The organism is Ensifer sp. EB106-05-01-XG146 (genome assembly GCF_058791875.1).
Genome location: NZ_JBYTDX010000001.1, coordinates 1,559,059 through 1,578,972, shown reverse-complemented (window position 1 = coordinate 1,578,972; position 19,914 = coordinate 1,559,059). Strand labels below are relative to the sequence as shown.

Below are 19,914 nucleotides of genomic sequence, written 5' to 3'. Positions count from 1 at the left end.
GGCTTGGACCACCGGACACCGGGCAAAGCCCGGCGCGTGGTCAGGAGATTCCGACATGACAAAGACCAGGATCGTTTCGCTTTCGCTCGGCCTTACCCTTGCCGCAAGCGGCATCGCCCACGCCCATGCCACCTTCGAGAAAGACACGGCGCCGGTGGAGACCACCTTCAAGGCGGTGCTGCAGGTTCCGCATGGCTGCGACGGCAAGCCGACGACGGAAGTACAGATCAAGCTGCCGGAAGGCTTCGTTTTCGCCCAACCGCAGCCGAAGCCCGGCTGGGAAATCGAGATCATCAAGGGCGATTACCAGAAGACCTATGACAATCACGGCAAGAAGGTCTCGTCCGGCCCACTGGAGATCCGGTGGAAGGGCGGCAATCTTCCCAACGAATACTACGACACCTTTGTCGTGCGCGGCAAAGTCTCGGGCTTCGACAAGGAGACAGTGCTGGCCTTCCCGACCACACAGCTTTGCGGCACCGAAGGCAAGGTCGTCTGGGACCAGGTGGCTGCCGAGGGCCAGAACGCACATGACCTGAAAAGCCCGGCACCGACCGTAACGGTGACGATGGCCGATGCCGCCGATCCGCACGCCGGCCATGGCGGACATATGGCTGCGGCCGGCGGCTCGGCGAAGGTCGGCGATCTCGATATCTCCGGTGGCTCGGTGAAGGCCATGCTGCCGGGCGCCAAGGTCGGCGGCGGCTTCCTGACGATCAAGAACGGTGGGGCAGGTGAAGACCGGCTCGTTGCTGTCGAGAGCCCTGCGGCCGCGCGTGTCGAGATCCACGAGATGAAGATGGAAAACGACGTGATGCGGATGCGCAAGCTCGACGACGGCGTGGCATTGCCGGCCGGCGAAACGGTGGAGCTCAAGGCCGGCGGCCTGCATCTGATGTTCATGGACGTGAAGACGCCCTTCAAGGAAGGCGATACGGTTCCCGTCACGCTCGTCTTCGAAAAGGCCGGCAAGGTCGATGCGACGTTCCCGGTCGGCTCGGCCAAGGGCGGTGAGGCAGCCGGCGGCCAAAAGCATCATTGACCCGAGAAATCGCGATACCGCCTCAGGCGGCGTCGCTTTCATCCTCCTGGCCGGCGGGTTCATCCTGCCGGCCTTCGTTTTCCTGCTTCTCGGAACCGCCGTCGTCATCGCGCATGAATTCGAGATAGCGGCGCAGGGCTTCGGCTTCCGAGCGCTCCGGCAGACGGCCGTCGGCCGTGGCCAGCATGAAGGAGAGGGGCAGGGCGCCTTTGGTCTTCGGGATCGAGACCGGCGTCAACTTGGGCTCTTCGGTGCGCCGCGCCGAGAGCAACGTGATCGCTTCATCGGTCGGACCGTCGCCACGCACACGTGCAGACGGCTTCAGCGCTTCCGCCGCATAAGCCGCCGTCGTTGCGGATACTGTGACGACCTGTGTCACGTTTTCTCTGCCTTCCCGTTAGCAATCCATTCTTGTCGCTCAGTTTCACCTGAAGGCGGGTAAAAACTGGTGGTTGCATTTTAGGAAAACTCTAACGATGGTCACTGCGAGCGGTGCGAAGCGGGGCGGAACACCACTAATACTTGCGCGATCGCTAAAGTTAAAACACACTCGTTCTAATAGAAACGGGGAGGCTGTCATGACTGAGCGAAGCATGCTGGAATTCAGGGTGCGGGCCCTTTATCTCGCCCGCGATGTCAACGACCTCGACACCATGATGGCGCAACTCGATCCGAACTTCAGCTTCCGCATCGTGGGAAGCGGCAGGCTCGGCACGTTGGCACTGGCCGTCAACACGCCGGAAACAGTGCGCGACAGTTTCTCGACGCTCGTCAAGAACTGGGACCTGAGCGAGATGGAGATGGTCGGCTGCTATGCCGATGGCGATACCGTCATCGTCCACCGCGCCGGCTTTGTTCGCTTCATCCCGTCGCAGACCCGCGAGCGAACCGAAATCATCGACAAGTTCACGTTCCGGGACGATCGGATCGTCGACCTTACGGAGTTCGTCGATACCCTGTTTGTCGCCGAAACGATCGGGCTGCTGAACGAGCCGGCCGTTGCCTAATCCTCCTCGGCGCTCGACAAGATGAGCTTTTGAACCGCCGGCTCCTGGGAGCGAATGGCGTTCATCAACACCGCTAGGCGACCCCGTAGGCTGTGGACCTGGTCGAGCAGTTGCATGGCCACGTCGACGCCGTTGTCATTGACCCCCATGGGGCCCGTCAGATCCTGGATCAGCCGCGCGCGCGCAAGGTCGGCATCCTCGAACAGCCAGCCGGCGTCAGCCTCCTGGGGCATCAGCCAGCGCTGCTCGACCCAGATGCGCAGAACCTTGACCTCGATATCGAGATGTTCGCAAAATTCACGGTCGTTCATAGGTCATCCTCCCATGCCCTTGCGCGGATCTTCCGTCTTGCCGGCGGCCCAGCCTTCGACGAAGGCGGAAAGCGCCGGGTCCGGGGCCTGCGGCAGCACGATCTTCAGGCTGACATAGGCATCGCCATGGCCACCGCCCGGCTTGTGCAGTCCCTTGCCCTTCAGCCGAAGCGTCTTGCCCGTGTTGGTGTGCGGAGCGATCGAAACGTTCACGGCACCATCGATCGTCGGAACGCGGATCTTGCCGCCGAGCACGGCCTCGCTCAGCGATATCGGCACCTCGTAGCGCACGTCGTCACCATCCGTGGCAAAGAGCGGATGCGGGCGGACGCGAATGTCGATCAGCGCGTCGCCAGCCGGTGCGCCGTCGCGACCCGGTTCTCCCTTGCCGCGCAGCCTCAGCGTCTGGCCATCGCGCGTGCCGGGCGGAATGGTCAGGTCGAGCGCAGGTCCGCCGCCGGGCAGGGTGATCTGGGTCTTGGTGCCATTGGCCGCGTCGAGAAATGCGATCTCCATCGAGAAATGGGTATCGCGACCGCGCTGGCGCTGCTGCTGCCCGCCCGCGCGCCGTGAAAAGAAGCTCGAAAAGATATCGTCCGCTTCGGCGAAATCAGAAAAGCCATGCGCGCTTTCGTAACGTGCCCCCGCATCGCCTGATTGGGCATAGTCGCGGTAGTAGTGCCGGGGCGGCGTTTCCGCTCCGGTCTCGTCTATCTCTCCGCGATCGTATTTTCCGCGTTTGTCTTCGTCTCCAAGCAAGGAATAGGCCGCTGAAACCGCCTTGAAGCGGTCCTCCGCGCCCTTGTCTCCCGGATTGAGATCCGGGTGCAGCATCTTGGCAAGCTTGCGATAGGCGCTCTGGATGTCCTTTTGCGTCGCGTCGCGGCTGACACCGAGCGTTTCGTATGGGCTCGTCATGCGATCTCCTTTGGGCGAGCGCGGATCGACCACGTTCCCCGAGCCTTGCCGGGCCGGCGCGTGCGTCTTCAATCGCTCGCCTAAAAGCATAGAGCAGATTTGCGCCCGCGACAGGGGCGAGACGCCGCGCGAACTCCACCATTTCGCGAATGAGAGCGGTCTGCTACAATCCGCCGCGCAAATGCACGCTTAAGGGGCGTAGCGCCCCGAAGCTTCGGGAGGTCGAAATGTCCGTCCGCCTGCAACTCGCGATCATGGTCGGCCTGATGATCAACGCCATCCTGTTCGCCATCGGGATCCTGATCGTTCTGTCGGTACCGGCCCTCACGGCCAACGCCAAATATGCGATCCCGATCGTGGTCGTCAGCTGTTTCCTCGTCACGCCGTTCATCGCCTGGATCATGGCGCCGCGACTTCGGCTGCAGTACTGGAGAGAGCGCGAACAGACCAACCGGCAGCGCCCGATCTAGGCGACCTATTCATCCATTGTTGACCGTGTCCGGATTGCCGCCCCATAGCGGGCGGCAATCGTTGAAGATTGCATCTTCAACGATCATAGATTTTGTTATACCACCATTTTAGTACTTGTTTTCTAACCGGCTCCGCCTCAGATTCTCCCAAGTCTCAAGGACATAGCCGGCATGCAGGCCAGAAGGGGACTTCATGAGAACGATCGTATTGTTGCTTGCGCTCACCACGCTGGCCGCCTGTTCACAAACCTACAATGGTCCGCCGCGGGTCGTCGGCGGTGATGGCGACTACTACCAGGGCATCGTCGCGCCGCGGTAGGTGCCGGCGTCAGAATCGGTCATTGGGCGATCGCTCAGGCGGGGCATGCCGGTCAGGTCTCGGCCTTGAGTGCGTGCCGGGATGGGGCTGATCAAGTCCGATCGTCTTTCCACGTCCAGCTGCCATCCTCCCGGCAATCCAGGAAGGCGCCGTAAAGGTCGCGTGTATCGCCTTCCTCGCCGTTGTTGATGCAGGTGATCGAACTCTGGCGGAGAAGGCTCAGGGTGTTGCGCAAGGCCTCACGACCAAGCGTTGCCTCGATCCGGTCGAGAAACACATACCGTGGTCTGGCGAGAAGCACCTTGGCGAGGGCCAGGAGTTGCTGGTCGCCCAAGGACATATCCCGATCCTGTTCCTTCTCCAGCCCCTCGGCGCCATCGGCGAGCCCACCGAGACCGAGGCTGCGCAAGACATTGAGCACCTGGCTATCGGAGATGCCTTCGGAACTTCCAGGCGGCAGAAGATATTGCCGAAGAGGACCCGGCGGCAGATAGGGTCGTTGCGGCAGAAACATCAGACTTTCCGGGCGCTCGATCCGCCCGGTGCCGGCGGTCGGAATTCCCGCGGTGGCCCGGAAGAGGGCAGCCCCCGCGGCCGCATGCGGCCCTGAGATCAGCACAGGCGTTCCCATTGGGATCGACAGCGACAGATCGCGAAGCAATGGGTGGGTGACTGCCGATCCCAGCGTTACCTGGTCAAAGGCCAGATCGCCGTCTTGCTTCACCAGTTCGATGCACGAGACGCTGCTTTTTCGGCTTTCCTCGATTGCCTCCAGCAAGGCGCTCAGTCGAGAAACGACGACGGCGAAATTCGAGATCGAATTGAACTGCCTGACGATCAGCGAGAATGCGCCGACAAGCATGGCGAAGGCTGCACCTGATTGGGTAATCACCCCAAACTCGATTTCGCCGCGCATGAAAGCCGGAGCGATGATCAAATCCGGGATGATCTGGATCATCCAGTTGTAGCCGCTGGTAAAAAAGGCCAGGTTGCGATTGACGGCGGTAATCGTCAGGATGTTGACGACCAAGGCATCGAGGCGATCTAGCAATCGCGTCTTCTGCTGCCCCTCGACGCTGGTCACCATCACCGCTTCTGCGTTTTCGCGCAGGTGCATGAGGCTCGACCTCAAGTTCGCCTCCCTGTCGAGCCGCTCATAGTTCAGGCCGATCAGCGGCCGACCGAGCACGATCGTCATATACGAGCCGCAGGCGGCATAGAAAACAGCGACGACAAACAGCAGCGGGCTGATCGACCAGAGCACGCCTGAGAACGTCACCACCGTCAGCGTGCTGCTGAACAGCATGATGATGTAGGAAAGCGTGGTGACAGTGAACGCCTGGATGTCCTCCGATATCCGCTGGTCCGGATTGCTTAGCGTCCCCGAGACTTCCACGCGATAATAGGTCTCCTCCTCCAAATAGAGATCGACGGCGCGTCTCGTCATGAATTCACGCCACAGCAGCGCCAGCCGTTCTTCGACAAAACGTGCGATAACACCGGTCACGGTGAGAACGGCAAAGACGCAGACGTAGAAAACCGCTTGCCGAATGAACTCGCTCATCTGGCGCTCGGCGATCGCCGTCATGAAGTTTCGGCCGACGTAGTTGTTGACGACGTTGAGGCCGTTCAGACCGAAAAGCAGCGCAATAAGCCCGGCAAACATCAACTTGGCACGGCCTCCGACCTCGGAGGTCAGCAGCATCCGGACAGCCCGTGCGAAGCGAAGTGCGGTTGTTCTGATCGGCACTGGCTGGCTGTCCATCAGAGTACCTTTGTTGCTTTGGCCGTCAGAGCCAGCCGCCGGAGAAGCCTGCCCGTCGCAATCCCACCACCATCGGCTCGCAGCGGCGCATGATGTTCCACAGCAGGCCGGTCCTGTAGTTCTCGATCATCAGCACCACGGGGCCTTGGTCGATGCCGAAATGATAGGGGCTGACCCACCAGCCGGATTCGGTTCCTTCCGCCGGAAAGCTGCGGTTGAAGGAGGGCCTGAAGCCGTAAAGCCTGGTCATGCCGAGATCCATACGGGCACAATTCCAGACCGTCGGTATGACGATTTCCGGCGCGAAGGGCAGGGAGGCGACGACTGCCCAGGGCGACACGGTCCCATCGTCAGGACCGAAGGGGGCGCCGCGGGCGATGTAGTCGAAGAAATCCCGCTCGACACCGTTCACCGTGCGCTTGGTCCAGCCGGGACCATCGCTTGCGGTGAAGCCCCAGCAATGCTCGCCGTAGCCGACGAAATTCAGCGGGTTGCGGATGGCATATTCCTGCTGGACGAAGGTCGCGTGGCGACTGTTCTGGAAATAGTCGCTGTTGTGCTCGCGCATGAATTCGTCGCGGATGCCGCGGAAATCGACCCACATATGCGAGAGCTGGTGGGTGAAGAGCGGTCCCGAATAGAGCAATTCGCGCCCGTAAAGGTTCCGCCAGTCGTAGCTTGCGGTATAAGCCGCATAGGCTTCCGGCGGGAGCGGGTGGGTCGGTGAGCCGAGGCCGAGGATGTAGAGGAGCAGGCCCTCGTCGTAGCCGCGCCAGCGATAGGGGATGAAGCCGTTTTCCGGCCGCCAGCCGTGGGTGAGCGTCAGGCCGTGATCGCAGGCCCAGTTCCAGTCGGCTCGTTCATAGAGCGCGTTTGCCACCCTGCGGATTTCAACTTCTTCGGCGCCATCGCCGTCGAAATAGGCGGCCACTGTCAGAGCACCCGCGAAAAGAAAGGCGGAGTCGATCGTCGAAAGCTCGCACTCCCAAACGCGCCTGCCGGTTTCGATATCGAGGAAGTGGTAGAAGAAGCCCTTGTAGCCGGAGGCGTCGGGTTCCGGTCCCTGCGGGCACTCCAGGAGAAACTGCAAGCGCCGACGCGCGATCTTTGCGGCAAATTTGCGGATGACGATGCCGCGCTCGACCAACACCGGGATCGTCGCGAGCGCCATGCCGACCGCGGCGATGCTTGCGGGCGCGTCTTCCTGCGTCTTGTCACGGACCAGGCCGTTGTCCGGGTTGGTGCAGTGGAGATAGTAGAGCAGCGTCGTGAACTGCAACCGGGCAAGATCCTGCTCGGTCGGCATGCGGTTCAGTTCGGGATCTGTCGACAGCAATTCCGACATGGCAGCCAGCCGCAATGAGGATGAGGGTTCGTTCGTGTCGTGTGCGCGAGACGCTCCTTGCGGAGCGGCTCGCAAGCCCAGGCAAGCCGGGCAGGGTGATCGTCAATCCAGCCGTGCGCGGGCCTTAGACATTGTCCCCTTCGGTCGATGTCCCAGCCTTGGCAGGCTGCACCCCGTTAACGCCCCATTTCCAGCCGCTGATCGAGGGCATGTCGTCGCCATGCTTCTCGATATACTCCCGGTGCTCGATCAGCTTGGCCTGGATCGCCTGCTTGAAGTAGGCCGCCCGCGCGCCGAGCTGCGGCAGGCGATCGATGGCATCGCCGGCCAGGTGGAAGCGGTCGAGTTCGTTCAGCACCACCATGTCGAACGGTGTCGTGGTCGTCCCTTCTTCCTTGTAGCCGCGAACATGCAGGTTGCCGTGATTGGTGCGGCGATAGGTGAGGCGATGGATCAGCCACGGGTAGCCGTGGAAGGCAAAGATGATCGGCTTGTCCCTTGTGAAGATGCCATCAAAGTCGCTGTCCGAAAGGCCATGCGGATGTTCTTCCGCCGGCTGCAGCTTCATCAGGTTGACGACGTTGACGACCCGGACCTTCACTTCAGGCAGATGCTCGCGCAGCAGCTGGACGGCGGCGAGGGTTTCCAGCGTCGGAGTGTCGCCGCAGCAGGCCATGACGACGTCCGGCTCACTGTTGGCGTCGTTGCTGGCCCAGTCCCAGATGCTCACACCCATGCTGCAATGGCGCACGGCCTGTTCCATCGTCAGCCATTGTGGGCCCGGCTGCTTGCCGGCGACGACGACGTTGACGTAGTTGCGGCTGCGCAGGCAATGGTCGGTGACCGACAGCAGCGTATTGGCATCCGGCGGCAGGTAGACGCGGACGACCTCAGCCTTCTTGTTGACGACATGATCAATGAAGCCCGGATCCTGATGGCTGAAACCGTTGTGATCCTGCCGCCAGACATGGGAGCTCAGGAAATAATTGAGCGACGCGACCGGCCGGCGCCAGGGGATCTCATTGCAGACCTTCAGCCACTTGGCGTGCTGGTTGAACATGGAATCGATGATGTGGATGAAGGCTTCGTAGCAGGAGAAGAAGCCGTGGCGCCCGGTCAAGAGATAGCCTTCAAGCCAACCCTGGCATTGATGCTCGCTCAAGACTTCCATGATGCGGCCATCCGGTGAGAGGTGATCGTCCTCCGGATAGATCTCGGCCATGTAGCAGCGGTCGGTGACCTCGAGCACATCCTGCCATCGGTTGGAGTTGTTTTCGTCCGGGCTGAACAGCCGGAAGTTCTTCGCGTCCATGTTGTTCTTCATCACGTCGCGCAGGAACTTGCCCATCACGCGCGCCGCTTCCACGGTCGTGGCACCCGGGCTCGGAACGTCGACGGCGTAGTCCCGGAAGCCCGGCATTTTCAGGTCGCGCAACAGCAGGCCGCCGTTTGCATGCGGATTGTCGCTCATGCGGCGATGTCCGGATGGGGCGAGCGCCGCGATCTCGGGCTTCAGCCGGCCCTCGTCACTGAAGAGTTCTTCCGGGCGATAGCTCTTCATCCATTGTTCGAGGATGCGGATGTGCTCGGGCTTCTCCATCTCGCCCATCGGCACCTGATGTGCGCGCCAGTAGTCCTCGCATTTCTTACCGTCGATTTCCGGCGGACAGGTCCAGCCCTTTGGCGTGCGGAAGATGATCATAGGCCAGGCCGGGCGCTTCAGATTGCCCCTGATGCGGGCATCGTCCCAAATCTGCCGGATTTCGGCCGTCGCCGTATCGAGCACGTCTGCCAGTTGCTGGTGGACCTTTGCCGGATCATGCCCTTCGACGAAATAGGGTTTGTAGCCCATGCCCTCGAAGAACTTCTTCAACTCGTCGTGCGGAATGCGGGCGAGGAAGCAGGGATTGGCGATCTTGTAGCCGTTCAGGTGCAGGATCGGCAGAACACAGCCGTCGCGGGCAGGGTTGAGAAACTTGTTGCTCTGCCAGCCCGTCGCAAGCGGCCCGGTCTCGGCCTCGCCATCGCCGACAATGCAGGCAACGACCAGATTGGGATTGTCGAAGGCGGCGCCATAGGCGTGGCTGAGCGCATAACCAAGCTCGCCGCCCTCATGGATGCTGCCGGGCGTTTCCGGCGCCACATGGCTCGGGATGCCGCCGGGAAAGCTGAACTGCTTGAACAGCCGCTGCATGCCTTCGGCGTCTTCGGCGATGTTCGGATAAAACTCCGTGTAGGTCCCTTCCAGATAGGCATGCGCCACCAGAGACGGCCCGCCATGGCCGGGACCGATGATATAGATCATGTCGAGGTCGTCGCGTTTGATGACGCGATTGAGGTGCACGTAGAGCATGTTGAGGCCCGGCGACGTGCCCCAATGGCCGAGCAGGCGCGGCTTGATGTGCTCGCGCTTCAGCGGCTCGCGCAGAAGCGGATTGTCGAGCAGATAGATCTGCCCGACCGACAGATAGTTCGAAGCGCGCCAATAGGCGTCCATCAGGCGGAGTTCGTCGGCCGACAACGGTGCTGCTGATTTTCCGGATGCCGTCTCTTTCATGGATGCTGTTTCAGGCGAAACCATCTGAGCCTCCCGGTCAAAAGGACCTATGCTGAAATTCCCTCCAGCTTGCCGTCGCGCAAGCCATCGCAGTCTCTCGAATTCGCTACGGTCGTTGCTGTTTTTTCTGCGGCGGGCAGGATGGTGGAACGCTTGAAGTACGAACGACAGCAGCAGGAATACGCTTGCAGCGCCGCGGACACAGGCCGCGGCGGTCTCGACGCATATCTTATTGCGGATAGGGCTCGGCGTAGTGCTCGACCACGCCGCGAACGCCGCGCACGTTCTCAGCGAGGATGCGGGCCGCCTTACGGCAATCGGCGGTATCCACGTTGCCCCAGAGGTGCACGATGCCGTCGGTCACGGCGACCTTTATGTCCAGGCCTTCAAGACCGGTATTTTCGCCGATGCGCACCAGGATACTGCGCCGGATGGCTTCGTCGCCGGCCGCCGTCTCGTCTTGCTTTGCAGACAAGATCGCCTGCAGCAGATCGGCGCGACTGACGATACCGACAACAAGGCCGTTTCTAAGCACCGGTACACGCTTGATGCCGCGCTCCCGCATCAGAGACGCAACGCGCGCGACGGAGGCATCCTCATCGATGGTCACGGGATTGGCCGTCATGGCATCACCGACCCTCCAGGAGGATCGGCGCACATAGGCGCTCGCCCGCTCGTCCGCGGCCCCGGTCGGGTCGGCGACCGGAATGCCGCCGCCAAGCTCGCTCCGGCGAATGAGGTCGCCTTCGCTGATGACGCCCACCAGGGCTCCATCACCGTCGACCACGGGAAGGCCACTGACATGATTGTCGAGCATAATCCGGGCCGCCTGCCTGACGCTGTTGTCAGGGGACAACTTGACGACCGACGTCGTCATCACATCTTTAACGCGCATGTCGATCCCGCTCCCCAAAGGACTTGGCACCGTCATTACGCTTCGTAAGGTAGTCCCATCTCGTCGGTTCGACAACTAATGGGTGGAGAAAAGGGAAATGGCGGACAGGGTGGGATTCGAACCCACGGTACGGTTTCCCGTACGCTGGTTTTCAAGACCAGAGCCTTAAACCACTCGGCCACCTGTCCTTGCCTGAAGCACCGCGCGACTGCGTGCCGGGCACGGCGTTATTGCGCGAAGCCTTGGCGCTTTGCAAGAATTAACATGCGTCGCTGCAAGATTTTCTCGACCGCTTTGAAGAGCAGGCGCCGGGCCCGATCACGTTAACCAGCCGTAAACCATAACTCACGAAATGCGGAGCCGGCCTGTGGATGAGTTCGCATTTTTGCCTTGATGATGTCATGAATACACACCTGTTCCGTTTCGGGACGTCGAGATTTCCGCTGGGGGTAAGCGGAAGGTTTCGAGTACGGCTTTATCGATCGATGTTGTGGGACAGATGACCTCCAATAAAAATGCGGCATATCTGGTCAAGGGACTGCGCCTTGCGGCGATCCCGGCACTGTGCGTAACGCTTGCCGCCTGCGGCTCCACGTCGAATGTCAAGAAAACTGCGCGGAGCAAGGAGTACTTTCCTGAATCCGTCTATGGCGTAAAGGCGAGCCCGCGCGTTGCCACCGGCAACAACATCCCGAAGGGCGGCGGACGCTTTCAGGTAGGCAAGGCCTATCAGGTCAAGGGCAAGTGGTACCAGCCCAAGGAAGACTTCGGCTATAACAAGACGGGTATGGCATCCTGGTACGGCTCCGCCTTCCACGGACGCCTGACCGCCAACGGCGAAGTCTACGACAAGGCGCATCTGTCGGCCGCCCATCCGACGTTTCCGCTGCCGAGCTACGCCCGCGTCACCAACATGGAAAACGGCACCTCGGTCATCGTGCGCGTCAACGATCGCGGCCCCTACGAATACGGCCGCATCATCGACGTTTCCTCGAAAACGGCGGACCTGCTCGACATCAAGCGCAAGGGCAGCGCACAGGTGAAGGTGCAATATGTCGGCCGCGCACCGCTCGAAGGCAACGACATGCCTTACCTGATGGCGTCCTATGTCGAGAAGGGCCAGCGCGGGCCGAGCATCATGCCCGAAGGGCAGATCGCAACCGGCGTGATGGTTGCCTCGAACGAACCGTTCCGCAAGCAAAGCCTCGGCACCATCACCGTGCCGGCCAAGGCGTCGCTCGACGTCAGCGAACCGGTCACCGCGATGGCCGCGCCCGTGCCGCAGTTTGCCCAGCAGCCGGCGTCGTTCAACGAATTCGTCATGCTGCCGGAAATCGGCCCGATCCCGCGCGAGCGGCCGGAGTACATTCCGATGCCCGACGGCAACATGGCATATGCGGCTGCCTATTACGAAGTTCGCGTCAGCGACGCCGAATCGCCCTTCGAAGCGATCATGGTCGACAAGAAGCAGCTAACGCCGCAAGTCATCGTCGACTACGCCAAGCGCCAGAAAACGAACGGTTCGGCCCGTTAACAGTTCTCGGCGTTGTGCCAAAATGACCACGCTGCTATGCCCGAGGGGAAACCGGAGTTTCCCATGCGCATGAAGATGCTTTCGGCCGCTTTCCTTGGCCTTGCGTTGTTTGCCGGCGCCGCATTCGCGCAAACGCCGGCACCCGCCTTCGACACCAAGGCAAAGCAGATCCTGCTGGTCGATGCAGAAACCGGCACGGTGCTTTTCTCGCGTGCCGAAAACGACCCGATCCCACCCGCTTCGCTTGCCAAGCTGATGACCATGGAGGTCGTCGCCGAAGCGCTCGGCAAGGGCGAAGTCTCGCCCGAAACCCTCTACGACGTATCGGAGCATGCGTGGCGGACCGGCGGCGCGCCGGCCGGCACCTCGACGATGTTTGCCGCTCTGAAGTCGCGCATCCGGGTCGCCGATCTCCTGCAGGGCGTAGCCGTTCAGCTGGCCAACGATGCCTGCATCATTCTCGCCGAGGGCATGACCGGCAGCGAAGGTGCGTTCGCTGAGCGCATGACGGCGCGCGCGCGCGAACTCGGCATGCCGGTTGCGACCTTCCGCAACGCCACCGGTCTGCCCGATCCCGGCAACAAGATCACGATGAGCGAGCTCGTGACGCTCGTCCGCCACCTGCACGAAGCGCATCCCGATCTCTACCGGCTCTATTCGCAGCCGGAATTCGAATGGAACAAGATCCTCCAACGCAACAAGAACCCGCTGATCTCCGCCAATATCGGCGTGGACGGCCTGGCAACGGGCTTTGCCGAAGGTTTCGGCTTTTCGCTCGCCGCGTCGCTGCAACGCGGTGACCGCCGCGTTTATCTCGCGATGGGCGGCCTTGAAACCGACAAGGAACGCATCGAAGAAAGCCGCAAGGTTCTCGACTGGGCGATGACCGCCTTCGAGAAGAAGCGGATCTTCGCCGATGGAGAAGCGATCGGCGAGGCAGCCGTCTATGGCGGCGACGCGTCTCACGTCGCGTTGGTGGCCGGCGGTCCGGTCGACGTGCTGCTGCCGGTCAACAATCCCGAGCGGCTGACGGCGCGCATCGTCTACAAGTGGCCCTTGCGGGCGCCGGTGACGGCCGGCACGGAAGTCGGCGTCGTCAAGCTGTGGAACGGCGAGAAACTGTTGCGCGAGGTCCCGGTCAAGACGGCCGGCGCGGTGGGGCAGGGAACCCTGACGAGCCGCGCGGTCGACGCCCTGCAGGAACTGCTTTTCTTCTGGCTCTGAGCCGCGCTCACTCGAATGCCTCTTCAAATCGTCACCTGACGGTTTCGCCCGGAGGACCAATCGGCTAAACAGGGCCAAACCGCATGCCGATACGGGAAAGCATGGTGTCGCTGAAAAAAGGTCTATTCGTAACATTCGAAGGCGGGGAAGGTGCCGGCAAGTCGACGCAGCTCCGCCTGCTAGCCGATTCCCTGCGCGCCCGCGGCTACGAGGTGCTGACGACGCGCGAGCCGGGTGGTTCTCCCGGCGCCGAGGCGGTGCGTCACGTGCTGCTTTCGGGGGCTGCGGAATCCTTCGGAGTGCGGATGGAGGCGATTCTCTTTGCCGCAGCCCGCAGCGACCATGTCGAGGAGGTCATCCGGCCATCGCTCGACAAGGGCATCATCGTGCTTTGCGATCGCTTCATGGATTCTTCGCGCGTCTACCAGGGCATCACCGGCAATCTCGAACAAAGCTTCGTCGAAAGCCTGGAGCGCGTAGCAATCAACGGTGTCGTGCCGGACCGCACCGTGATCTTCGACCTGCCCGCCAGCGTCGGCCTCGAGCGGGCGCAACGCCGCGCCGGCGACGACAATCCCGATCGTTTCGAAAAGGAACAACTAGAGACCCACGAGAAGCGGCGCGACGCCTTTCTCGACATTGCCAGACGCGATTCCGAGCGGTGCCGGGTGGTGGATGCGACGCAGCCGGTTGAGGCCATCACCGCCGAGGTGCTTTCGCTTGTCGAAGCGCTTCTGCCGCATGGCGACGGCACGGACACGTCGGCCGAGGAAGCCGTGTCATGAGCGAAAGAGCCGGGGTCCTTGATGGCGCCATTGCGCCCGCGGAGAACAATCGCCTGTTCGGCCATGAGCAGGCGGAAGCCTTTCTGGCGCAGAGCTATCGCTCCGGCAAGGGGCACCACGCGATCCTGATCGAAGGGCCGGAAGGGATCGGCAAGGCGACACTTGCCTTCCGCTTTGCCCATCACATCCTAAAAAATCCTGAACCGTCCGACGCGCCTGAAACGCTTGCCGACCCGGACCCGACCTCTGCGATCGGCAGGCAGCTTGCCTCCGGCGCCTCACACAATCTCCTGCACCTGGCCCGCCCGATCGATGAAAAGACGGGAAGGGCGAAGGGGGCGATCACCGTCGACGAGGTCCGGCGCGCGGGCAAGTTCTTCAGCCAGACCTCCGGCACGGGCAATTGGCGCATCGTCATCATCGATCCGGCCGACGATCTCAATCGCAATGCGGCCAACGCCATCCTGAAGATCCTCGAGGAACCGCCGCGCCGCTCGCTGTTCCTGGTGCTGACGCATGCACCCGGAAAACTGCTGCCGACGATCCGCTCGCGCTGCCTGCCGCTGCGACTGAAGCCGCTCGACGCAGCACCGCTCGGCCAGGCATTGGCGCATCTCGGTTTCGATCTCGAGGGCGAGAATGCCGGGCGCATCATCGCAGCCGCCAGCGGCAGCGTCGCCGAGGCGCTGAAGCTGATCAACTATGGCGGACTGGAAATCGCGGCAACCTTCGAGGGCATCCTTACAGGGCAGGGACCGTCTGTCCGGAAAGACATGCACAAGCTCGCCGATGCACTCGCCGGCAAGGACAGCGAAACGATCTTCGATTTCTTCCAGGCCCTTGCCAGCGATCGCATCATGCGGGAGGCGCGGGAGGCGGCCGTTTCGGGCGATATCATGCGCGCCGACCGCTTCGCCCGGCTGTCAGCCTCCGTGACCGAGCGACTGACGGTCAGCGATGCCTATAATCTCGACCGAAAGCAGACCATTCTGTCGCTGCTCGACGATATGAAAGCGGCGCTATAGCGCCGGTTGAAAACGCCATTTTCGCTCGATCGCCGCCTGGAGGTCCAGCTTGTGGTGCTGCGCGAAGAGCAGGACGTGCCCAAGAAGGTCTGCGGTCTCGTCGGCCATCTGTGTCCGGAGGTCGTCCGGCGATTTCCCCTGGGACCGCCCGCGACCGCTCAGCTTGTTCCAGGCCTGGGTCAGTTCCCCCATTTCCTCCTGCATCTTCAAGATGAACCAGTCGGGATCGCGCTCGATCCCGTGCGCGGCGGCATAGCCGGCCGACGCGGTTTCAAATTGGCTGCCAAGTTGATCCAGCACGACTCCCCCCCTCATTTGTTTCCCGTTTGTTCTAAATCTTGCACGCGGGGCGCGCAAGGAGGAGGGCGGTGGCGGCGGCCGCTTCGGCCGGGCTTTTCATGGATCGCATGTTTCTTCCTAACAGCGTATGCGCTAAGAGCGTGCGTAGCTTAATCCGAGATAGATCGAATCCGCCTATGAGAGACACGTCCCCCTTCTACATCACGACAGCGATTTCCTACCCGAACGGCAAGCCGCACATCGGTCATGCCTATGAACTGATCGCGACGGATGCCATGGCGCGCTACCAGCGCCTCGACGGACGTGAGGTTTTCTTCCTGACCGGCACGGACGAGCACGGGCAGAAGATGCAGCAGACGGCGCGCAAGGAAGGCGTGACGCCGCAGGAACTTGCCGACCGCAATTCGGCCGAATTCCAGAAGATGGCCGTGGCCCTGAACGCGTCCAACGACGATTTCATCCGCACGACCGAGCAGCGCCACCATCAGGCGTCGCAGGACATCTGGATCCGCATGGGCGAGGCGGGCGACCTCTACAAGGACTCCTACGCCGGCTGGTATTCGGTGCGCGACGAAGCCTATTATCAGGAGAACGAGACCGAGCTGCGCGCCGACGGCGTGCGCTACGGCCCGCAGGGGACGCCGGTCGAGTGGGTCGAGGAGCAGAGCTACTTCTTCAAGCTGTCCGAATACCAGGACAAGCTGCTGAAGCACTACGAAGAGAATCCGGATTTCATCGGCCCGGCCGAGCGCCGCAACGAAGTGATCTCCTTCGTGAAGTCCGGCCTCAAGGACCTCTCGGTTTCGCGCACCACCTTCGACTGGGGCATCAAGGTGCCGAACGATCCGGCGCATGTCATGTATGTCTGGGTCGACGCGCTGACGAACTACATCACCGCGACCGGTTATCTCGACGACCCCAAGGGCCCGCGCGCCAAGTTCTGGCCAGCGAACATCCATGTGATCGGCAAGGACATTATCCGCTTCCACGCGGTCTACTGGCCGGCGTTCCTGATGTCGGCCGGCCTGCCGCTGCCCAAGCGCGTCTTCGCGCACGGCTTCCTGCTCAACAAGGGCGAAAAGATGTCGAAGTCGCTCGGCAACGTCGTCGACCCTTTCAACCTCGTCGAACATTTCGGTCTCGACCAGATCCGCTACTTCTTCCTGCGCGAAGTCTCCTTCGGCCAGGACGGCAGCTATAGCGAGGAAGGGATCGCGACCCGCATCAATTCCGACCTTGCCAACGGCATCGGCAACCTGGCGAGCCGCTCGCTGTCGATGATCGTCAAGAACTGCGACGGCCAGGTGCCCGTGTGCGGCCCCCTGACCGACGAGGACAAGGCGATGCTGGCTGCGGCCGACGCACTGCTTGAAATCACCCGCGACGAGATGGGCAAGCAGATGATCCACCGGGCGCTGGCAGCCATCATCGCCGTGGTCTCCGAGACCGACCGTTACTTCGCCGGCCAGGAGCCATGGGCGCTGAAGAAGACCGATCCGGCCCGCATGGGCACGGTGCTTTACGTGACGGCCGAAGTCGTGCGCCAGATCGCCATCCTCTTGCAGCCGTTCATGCCGGAATCCTCGGCCAAGCTGCTCGACCTGGTGGCAGCACCGGCCGACAAGCGCGACTTTGCGGCACTGGGCGAGGCGGGACGCCTCGTTTCTGGCACGCCCCTCGAAGCGCCTAAGCCGGTGTTCCCGCGCTACGTGGCACCGGAAGCGCAGTAAGGCGTCGAGCATGCTGATCGATACCCATTGCCATCTGGACTTCCCCGATTTCGAAGCCGAGCGCGATGACATCATCGCGCGGGCTCAGGACGCGGGCGTCGAGCAGATGATCACGATCTCGACCCGCGTGAAGCGGTTCGAGACGATCCTTGCGATCGCCGAGGCCTATCCGAACGTCTTCTGTTCCGTCGGCACTCATCCGCACAATGCGGACGAGGAGCTTGATATCACCACCGAGGATCTCGTGCGGCTTTCGGCCCATCCGAAGGTGGTGGCGATCGGCGAGGCAGGTCTTGATTACTTCTATGACAATGCGCCGCGCGAGGCCCAGGTCGAGGGCCTGCGTCGTCACATTGCGGCTGCCCGCGAGACCGGCCTGCCGCTCGTCATTCACAGCCGCTCGGCCGATGAGGACATGGCGGCGATCCTGGCCGAGGAAACCGGGAAGGGGGCCTTCCCTTTCCTTCTGCACTGCTTCTCTTCCGGTCCGGAGCTCGCCCGTGTCGGCGTGGAGCTCGGCGGCTACGTGTCCTTTTCGGGCATCCTGACTTTCCCGAAATCCGAAGAGCTGCGTGAAATCGCCAAGACCGTGCCGCATGACCGGATGATCGTCGAAACCGACGCGCCGTACCTCGCGCCGAAGCCGTTCCGCGGCAAGCGCAACGAGCCGGCTTACGTTGCCCATACGGCAGCCGTGCTTGCCGAGACGATCGGGGTGACCACTGAGGAGATTGCAAGGATCACCACGGAGAATGCCTTCCGCGTCTTCTCCACGATGCCGAGGCTCTGACGTGGCGTTCCGGCGCACGTTCACCATTCTCGGCTGCGGCTCGTCACCAGGCGTGCCGCGCATTACCGGGGACTGGGGCGCCTGCAATCCTGACAATCCGAAAAACCGGCGCATGCGCGCGGCCTTGCTCGTCGAGCAAATCGCGCCCGACGGCGGCAAGACGACCGTCGTCATCGACACCGGGCCGGATTTTCGTGCGCAGATGGTCGCAACGAACGTGCGCCACATCGATGCGGTGATCTATACCCATTCCCATGCCGACCATCTGCACGGGATCGACGACTTGCGCGGTTACGTCATCGAAAACCGCAGGCGGGTGCCGATCTGGGCCGATGCCTATACGATGGGCCGTATTCGCGAGGGGTTTGGCTATTGCCTGGAATCACCGCCAGGCAGCGGCTATCCACCGATCGTCGAGCCGCACATCATTGCCGATGATCTGTCGCCGGTGGTGATATCAGGCGCCGGCGGGCCGATCGCGTTCCGGCCGCTGATGCAGTTTCACGGCAATATTCATTCTCTGGGCTTCCGCATCGGCGACTTTGCCTATTGCAGCGATGTCAGCGATTTTCCGGCCGAGACCATTGCCAAGCTCGGCGACCTCGATCTGCTGGTGATCGATACGCTGCAGTACAAGTTCCACCCGAGCCATCTGTCACTGGTGCAATCGCTCGGCTGGATCGAGCGCCTCAAGCCGAAGCGGGCGGTGCTAACACACATGCATGTGCCGCTGGATTACGACACGGTGCAAGGCGAGACGCCTGATCATATCGAGCCGGCATACGACCTGATGCGGCTCGAATTCGATGTCGATGATCCTACGCCCGGCGCCTAAATCAGATTAGAATAAATCTATAATATACTGATTTATTTCGAGAAATATGGCGTCAGGTTGGCGCGAATGCGATCCAGAACCGTCGCACCCGACAGGTCCGGAACGAAGCGCTGGCCGGTGATCTTTTCGAAGGCTTCGATATAGACCGCCGAGGTCTGCTCGATGAGATCAAGTGGAATTTCCGGGATCGGATCCTTGTAGGGATCGCAGCGCGCAGTGACCCAGGCACGGACGAAATCCTTGTCGAAACTCCTGGGACGTTCGCCGCGCTCGAAGCTTTCCTGGTAGCTGTCGGCGATCCAGTAGCGGCTGCTGTCGGGTGTGTGGATCTCGTCGGCGAGAATGATCGTGCCGTTTTCGTCGGTTCCAAACTCGTATTTGGTGTCGACGAGGATCAGGCCGCGCTCGGCGGCGCGCTCTTGACCGCGGGCAAACAGCGCAAGCGCATATTGCCAGACGGTATCGAGCTGTTCCTTCGTCAGCAGTCCTTGCTCGATGATCGCTTCGACCGAAAGCGGCTCGTCATGGCCGCCGTCGAAAGCCTTGCTGGTGGGCGTGATAATTGCCTGGGGAAGCTTCTCATTGTCGCGCATTCCGTCCGGCAGGGTGATGCCGTACATCTCGCGCTCGCCGTTGCGGTATTTCGTCAGGATCGAGGTACTGGTCGTTCCGGCGAGATAACCGCGCACGACGACCTCGACCGGCAGGATGTCGAGCCGCTTGCCGATGACGACATTGGGGTCCGGATAGCTGACCACATGGTTCGGGCAGATGTCGGCGGTTTCCTCGAACCAGTAGCGCGCCGTCTGCGTCAGCACGTGACCCTTGTTCGGGATCGACGTCAGGATGACGTCGAAGGCGCTGAGGCGGTCCGTCGCGATGATGATGCGGTTGCCATCGGGCAAGTCGTAGTTTTCGCGAACTTTGCCTTTGTAGCGGTTTGGCAGTTCCGGAATGAAAGCATCTGAAAGAACGCGCAATTCGCTCATCACATCTGGCCTTGAAAATGAGGTGTTCGGTTCGGGAACGCTAAGCAGGCTGGAAAGGCCCGGTCAAGCTCGC

Annotated in this window: 20 protein-coding genes and 1 tRNA gene; 11 read left to right on the top strand and 10 right to left on the bottom strand. The window is 61.8% G+C overall.

The window, feature by feature from the left end:
• Positions 1-55: 55 nt before the first annotated feature.
• Entirely contained in the window at positions 56-1,042 is a 987-nt protein-coding gene (locus AC3WVQ_RS07795; RefSeq protein ID WP_034794300.1) for a copper chaperone PCu(A)C domain-containing protein, read from the top strand.
• Positions 1,043-1,064: 22 nt separating this feature from the next.
• On the opposite strand, the gene AC3WVQ_RS07790 is transcribed toward AC3WVQ_RS07795, so the two are convergent.
• Positions 1,065-1,421: a hypothetical protein gene (locus AC3WVQ_RS07790; RefSeq protein WP_034794298.1), complete on the bottom strand. Its 357-nt coding sequence runs from the start codon at positions 1,419-1,421 to the stop codon at positions 1,065-1,067.
• A gap of 199 nt (positions 1,422-1,620) precedes the next feature.
• On the opposite strand from AC3WVQ_RS07790, the gene AC3WVQ_RS07785 reads away from it, so the two are divergent.
• Positions 1,621-2,049: a nuclear transport factor 2 family protein gene (locus tag AC3WVQ_RS07785; protein ID WP_060585136.1), complete on the top strand. Its 429-nt coding sequence runs from the start codon at positions 1,621-1,623 to the stop codon at positions 2,047-2,049.
• Here AC3WVQ_RS07785 and AC3WVQ_RS07780 read toward each other — a convergent pair.
• Together AC3WVQ_RS07780 and AC3WVQ_RS07775 are read right to left on the bottom strand one after the other, a co-directional pair.
• A complete protein-coding gene (locus AC3WVQ_RS07780) occupies positions 2,046-2,360 on the bottom strand; it encodes a chaperone modulator CbpM (RefSeq protein ID WP_060520771.1) in 315 nt (104 codons plus the stop codon). The two genes, AC3WVQ_RS07785 and AC3WVQ_RS07780, sit on opposite strands and share 4 nt — an antisense overlap.
• Positions 2,361-2,363: 3 nt before the next feature.
• Complete coding sequence (locus AC3WVQ_RS07775; RefSeq protein ID WP_090293829.1) at positions 2,364-3,278, bottom strand: DnaJ C-terminal domain-containing protein; 915 nt, start codon at positions 3,276-3,278, stop codon at positions 2,364-2,366.
• Between the two features lie 227 nt (positions 3,279-3,505).
• Here AC3WVQ_RS07775 and AC3WVQ_RS07770 point away from each other — a divergent pair, with 227 nt between their 5' ends.
• Both AC3WVQ_RS07770 and AC3WVQ_RS07765 read left to right on the top strand, forming a co-directional pair.
• Positions 3,506-3,748, top strand: a complete 243-nt coding sequence (locus AC3WVQ_RS07770) for a hypothetical protein (protein WP_060520773.1) — start codon at positions 3,506-3,508, stop codon at positions 3,746-3,748.
• A gap of 193 nt (positions 3,749-3,941) precedes the next feature.
• Positions 3,942-4,067, top strand: coding sequence for a hypothetical protein (locus AC3WVQ_RS07765; RefSeq protein WP_255380881.1), 126 nt, complete (start codon positions 3,942-3,944; stop codon positions 4,065-4,067).
• Positions 4,068-4,158: 91 nt separating this feature from the next.
• Here AC3WVQ_RS07765 and AC3WVQ_RS07760 read toward each other — a convergent pair whose 3' ends face one another.
• From AC3WVQ_RS07760 to AC3WVQ_RS07740, 5 genes are all read right to left on the bottom strand, one after another.
• Positions 4,159-5,832, bottom strand: a complete 1,674-nt coding sequence (locus AC3WVQ_RS07760; RefSeq protein WP_090293828.1) for an ABC transporter ATP-binding protein/permease — start codon at positions 5,830-5,832, stop codon at positions 4,159-4,161.
• Positions 5,833-5,857: 25 nt separating this feature from the next.
• Positions 5,858-7,177 carry a glucoamylase family protein gene (locus AC3WVQ_RS07755; protein WP_110819177.1) on the bottom strand — a complete coding sequence of 440 codons (1,320 nt, stop codon included), beginning with the start codon at positions 7,175-7,177 and terminating at the stop codon, positions 5,858-5,860.
• Between the two features lie 124 nt (positions 7,178-7,301).
• Positions 7,302-9,758, bottom strand: a complete 2,457-nt coding sequence (locus AC3WVQ_RS07750; protein ID WP_181432605.1) for a phosphoketolase family protein — start codon at positions 9,756-9,758, stop codon at positions 7,302-7,304.
• Positions 9,759-9,963: 205 nt separating this feature from the next.
• Positions 9,964-10,629 (bottom strand): CBS domain-containing protein, encoded by a 666-nt coding sequence (locus AC3WVQ_RS07745; protein ID WP_060600651.1) that lies wholly within the window; start codon positions 10,627-10,629, stop codon positions 9,964-9,966.
• A 98-nt stretch (positions 10,630-10,727) separates the two neighbouring features.
• Positions 10,728-10,817, bottom strand: a tRNA-Ser gene (locus tag AC3WVQ_RS07740).
• Between the two features lie 311 nt (positions 10,818-11,128).
• Between AC3WVQ_RS07740 and AC3WVQ_RS07735 the strand changes: the two genes are divergently transcribed.
• From AC3WVQ_RS07735 to AC3WVQ_RS07720, 4 genes are all read left to right on the top strand, one after another.
• Complete coding sequence (locus AC3WVQ_RS07735) at positions 11,129-12,163, top strand: septal ring lytic transglycosylase RlpA family protein (RefSeq protein ID WP_060517172.1); 1,035 nt, start codon at positions 11,129-11,131, stop codon at positions 12,161-12,163.
• A 63-nt stretch (positions 12,164-12,226) separates the two neighbouring features.
• Positions 12,227-13,387, top strand: a complete 1,161-nt coding sequence (locus tag AC3WVQ_RS07730; RefSeq protein ID WP_060517170.1) for a D-alanyl-D-alanine carboxypeptidase family protein — start codon at positions 12,227-12,229, stop codon at positions 13,385-13,387.
• Between the two features lie 101 nt (positions 13,388-13,488).
• A complete protein-coding gene (gene tmk / locus AC3WVQ_RS07725; RefSeq protein WP_226020682.1) occupies positions 13,489-14,172 on the top strand; it encodes a dTMP kinase in 684 nt (227 codons plus the stop codon).
• Positions 14,169-15,197, top strand: coding sequence for a DNA polymerase III subunit delta' (locus tag AC3WVQ_RS07720; protein WP_110819175.1), 1,029 nt, complete (start codon positions 14,169-14,171; stop codon positions 15,195-15,197). Before tmk ends, AC3WVQ_RS07720 begins: the two co-directional genes overlap by 4 nt.
• Here AC3WVQ_RS07720 and AC3WVQ_RS07715 read toward each other — a convergent pair.
• A complete protein-coding gene (locus AC3WVQ_RS07715) occupies positions 15,192-15,497 on the bottom strand; it encodes a nucleoside triphosphate pyrophosphohydrolase family protein (protein WP_060610969.1) in 306 nt (101 codons plus the stop codon). The genes AC3WVQ_RS07720 and AC3WVQ_RS07715 overlap by 6 nt on opposite strands.
• Before the next feature lie 176 nt (positions 15,498-15,673).
• Here AC3WVQ_RS07715 and metG point away from each other — a divergent pair, with 176 nt between their 5' ends.
• Genes metG through AC3WVQ_RS07700 form a run of 3 tightly spaced genes read left to right on the top strand, consistent with a single transcriptional unit; the run spans position 15,674 to position 18,852 of the window.
• The gene (gene metG, locus AC3WVQ_RS07710) at positions 15,674-17,227 is read left to right on the top strand and encodes a methionine--tRNA ligase (protein WP_110819174.1); all 1,554 of its coding nucleotides are present in this window, start codon (positions 15,674-15,676) and stop codon (positions 17,225-17,227) included.
• Positions 17,228-17,237: 10 nt separating this feature from the next.
• Complete coding sequence (locus AC3WVQ_RS07705) at positions 17,238-18,017, top strand: TatD family hydrolase (protein WP_492382687.1); 780 nt, start codon at positions 17,238-17,240, stop codon at positions 18,015-18,017.
• A 1-nt stretch (position 18,018) separates the two neighbouring features.
• Complete coding sequence (locus AC3WVQ_RS07700) at positions 18,019-18,852, top strand: MBL fold metallo-hydrolase (protein ID WP_060517160.1); 834 nt, start codon at positions 18,019-18,021, stop codon at positions 18,850-18,852.
• A gap of 32 nt (positions 18,853-18,884) precedes the next feature.
• On the opposite strand, the gene AC3WVQ_RS07695 is transcribed toward AC3WVQ_RS07700, so the two are convergent.
• Positions 18,885-19,832, bottom strand: a complete 948-nt coding sequence (locus AC3WVQ_RS07695; protein ID WP_090301558.1) for a phosphoribosylaminoimidazolesuccinocarboxamide synthase — start codon at positions 19,830-19,832, stop codon at positions 18,885-18,887.
• Between the last annotated feature and the right edge of the window lie 82 nt (positions 19,833-19,914).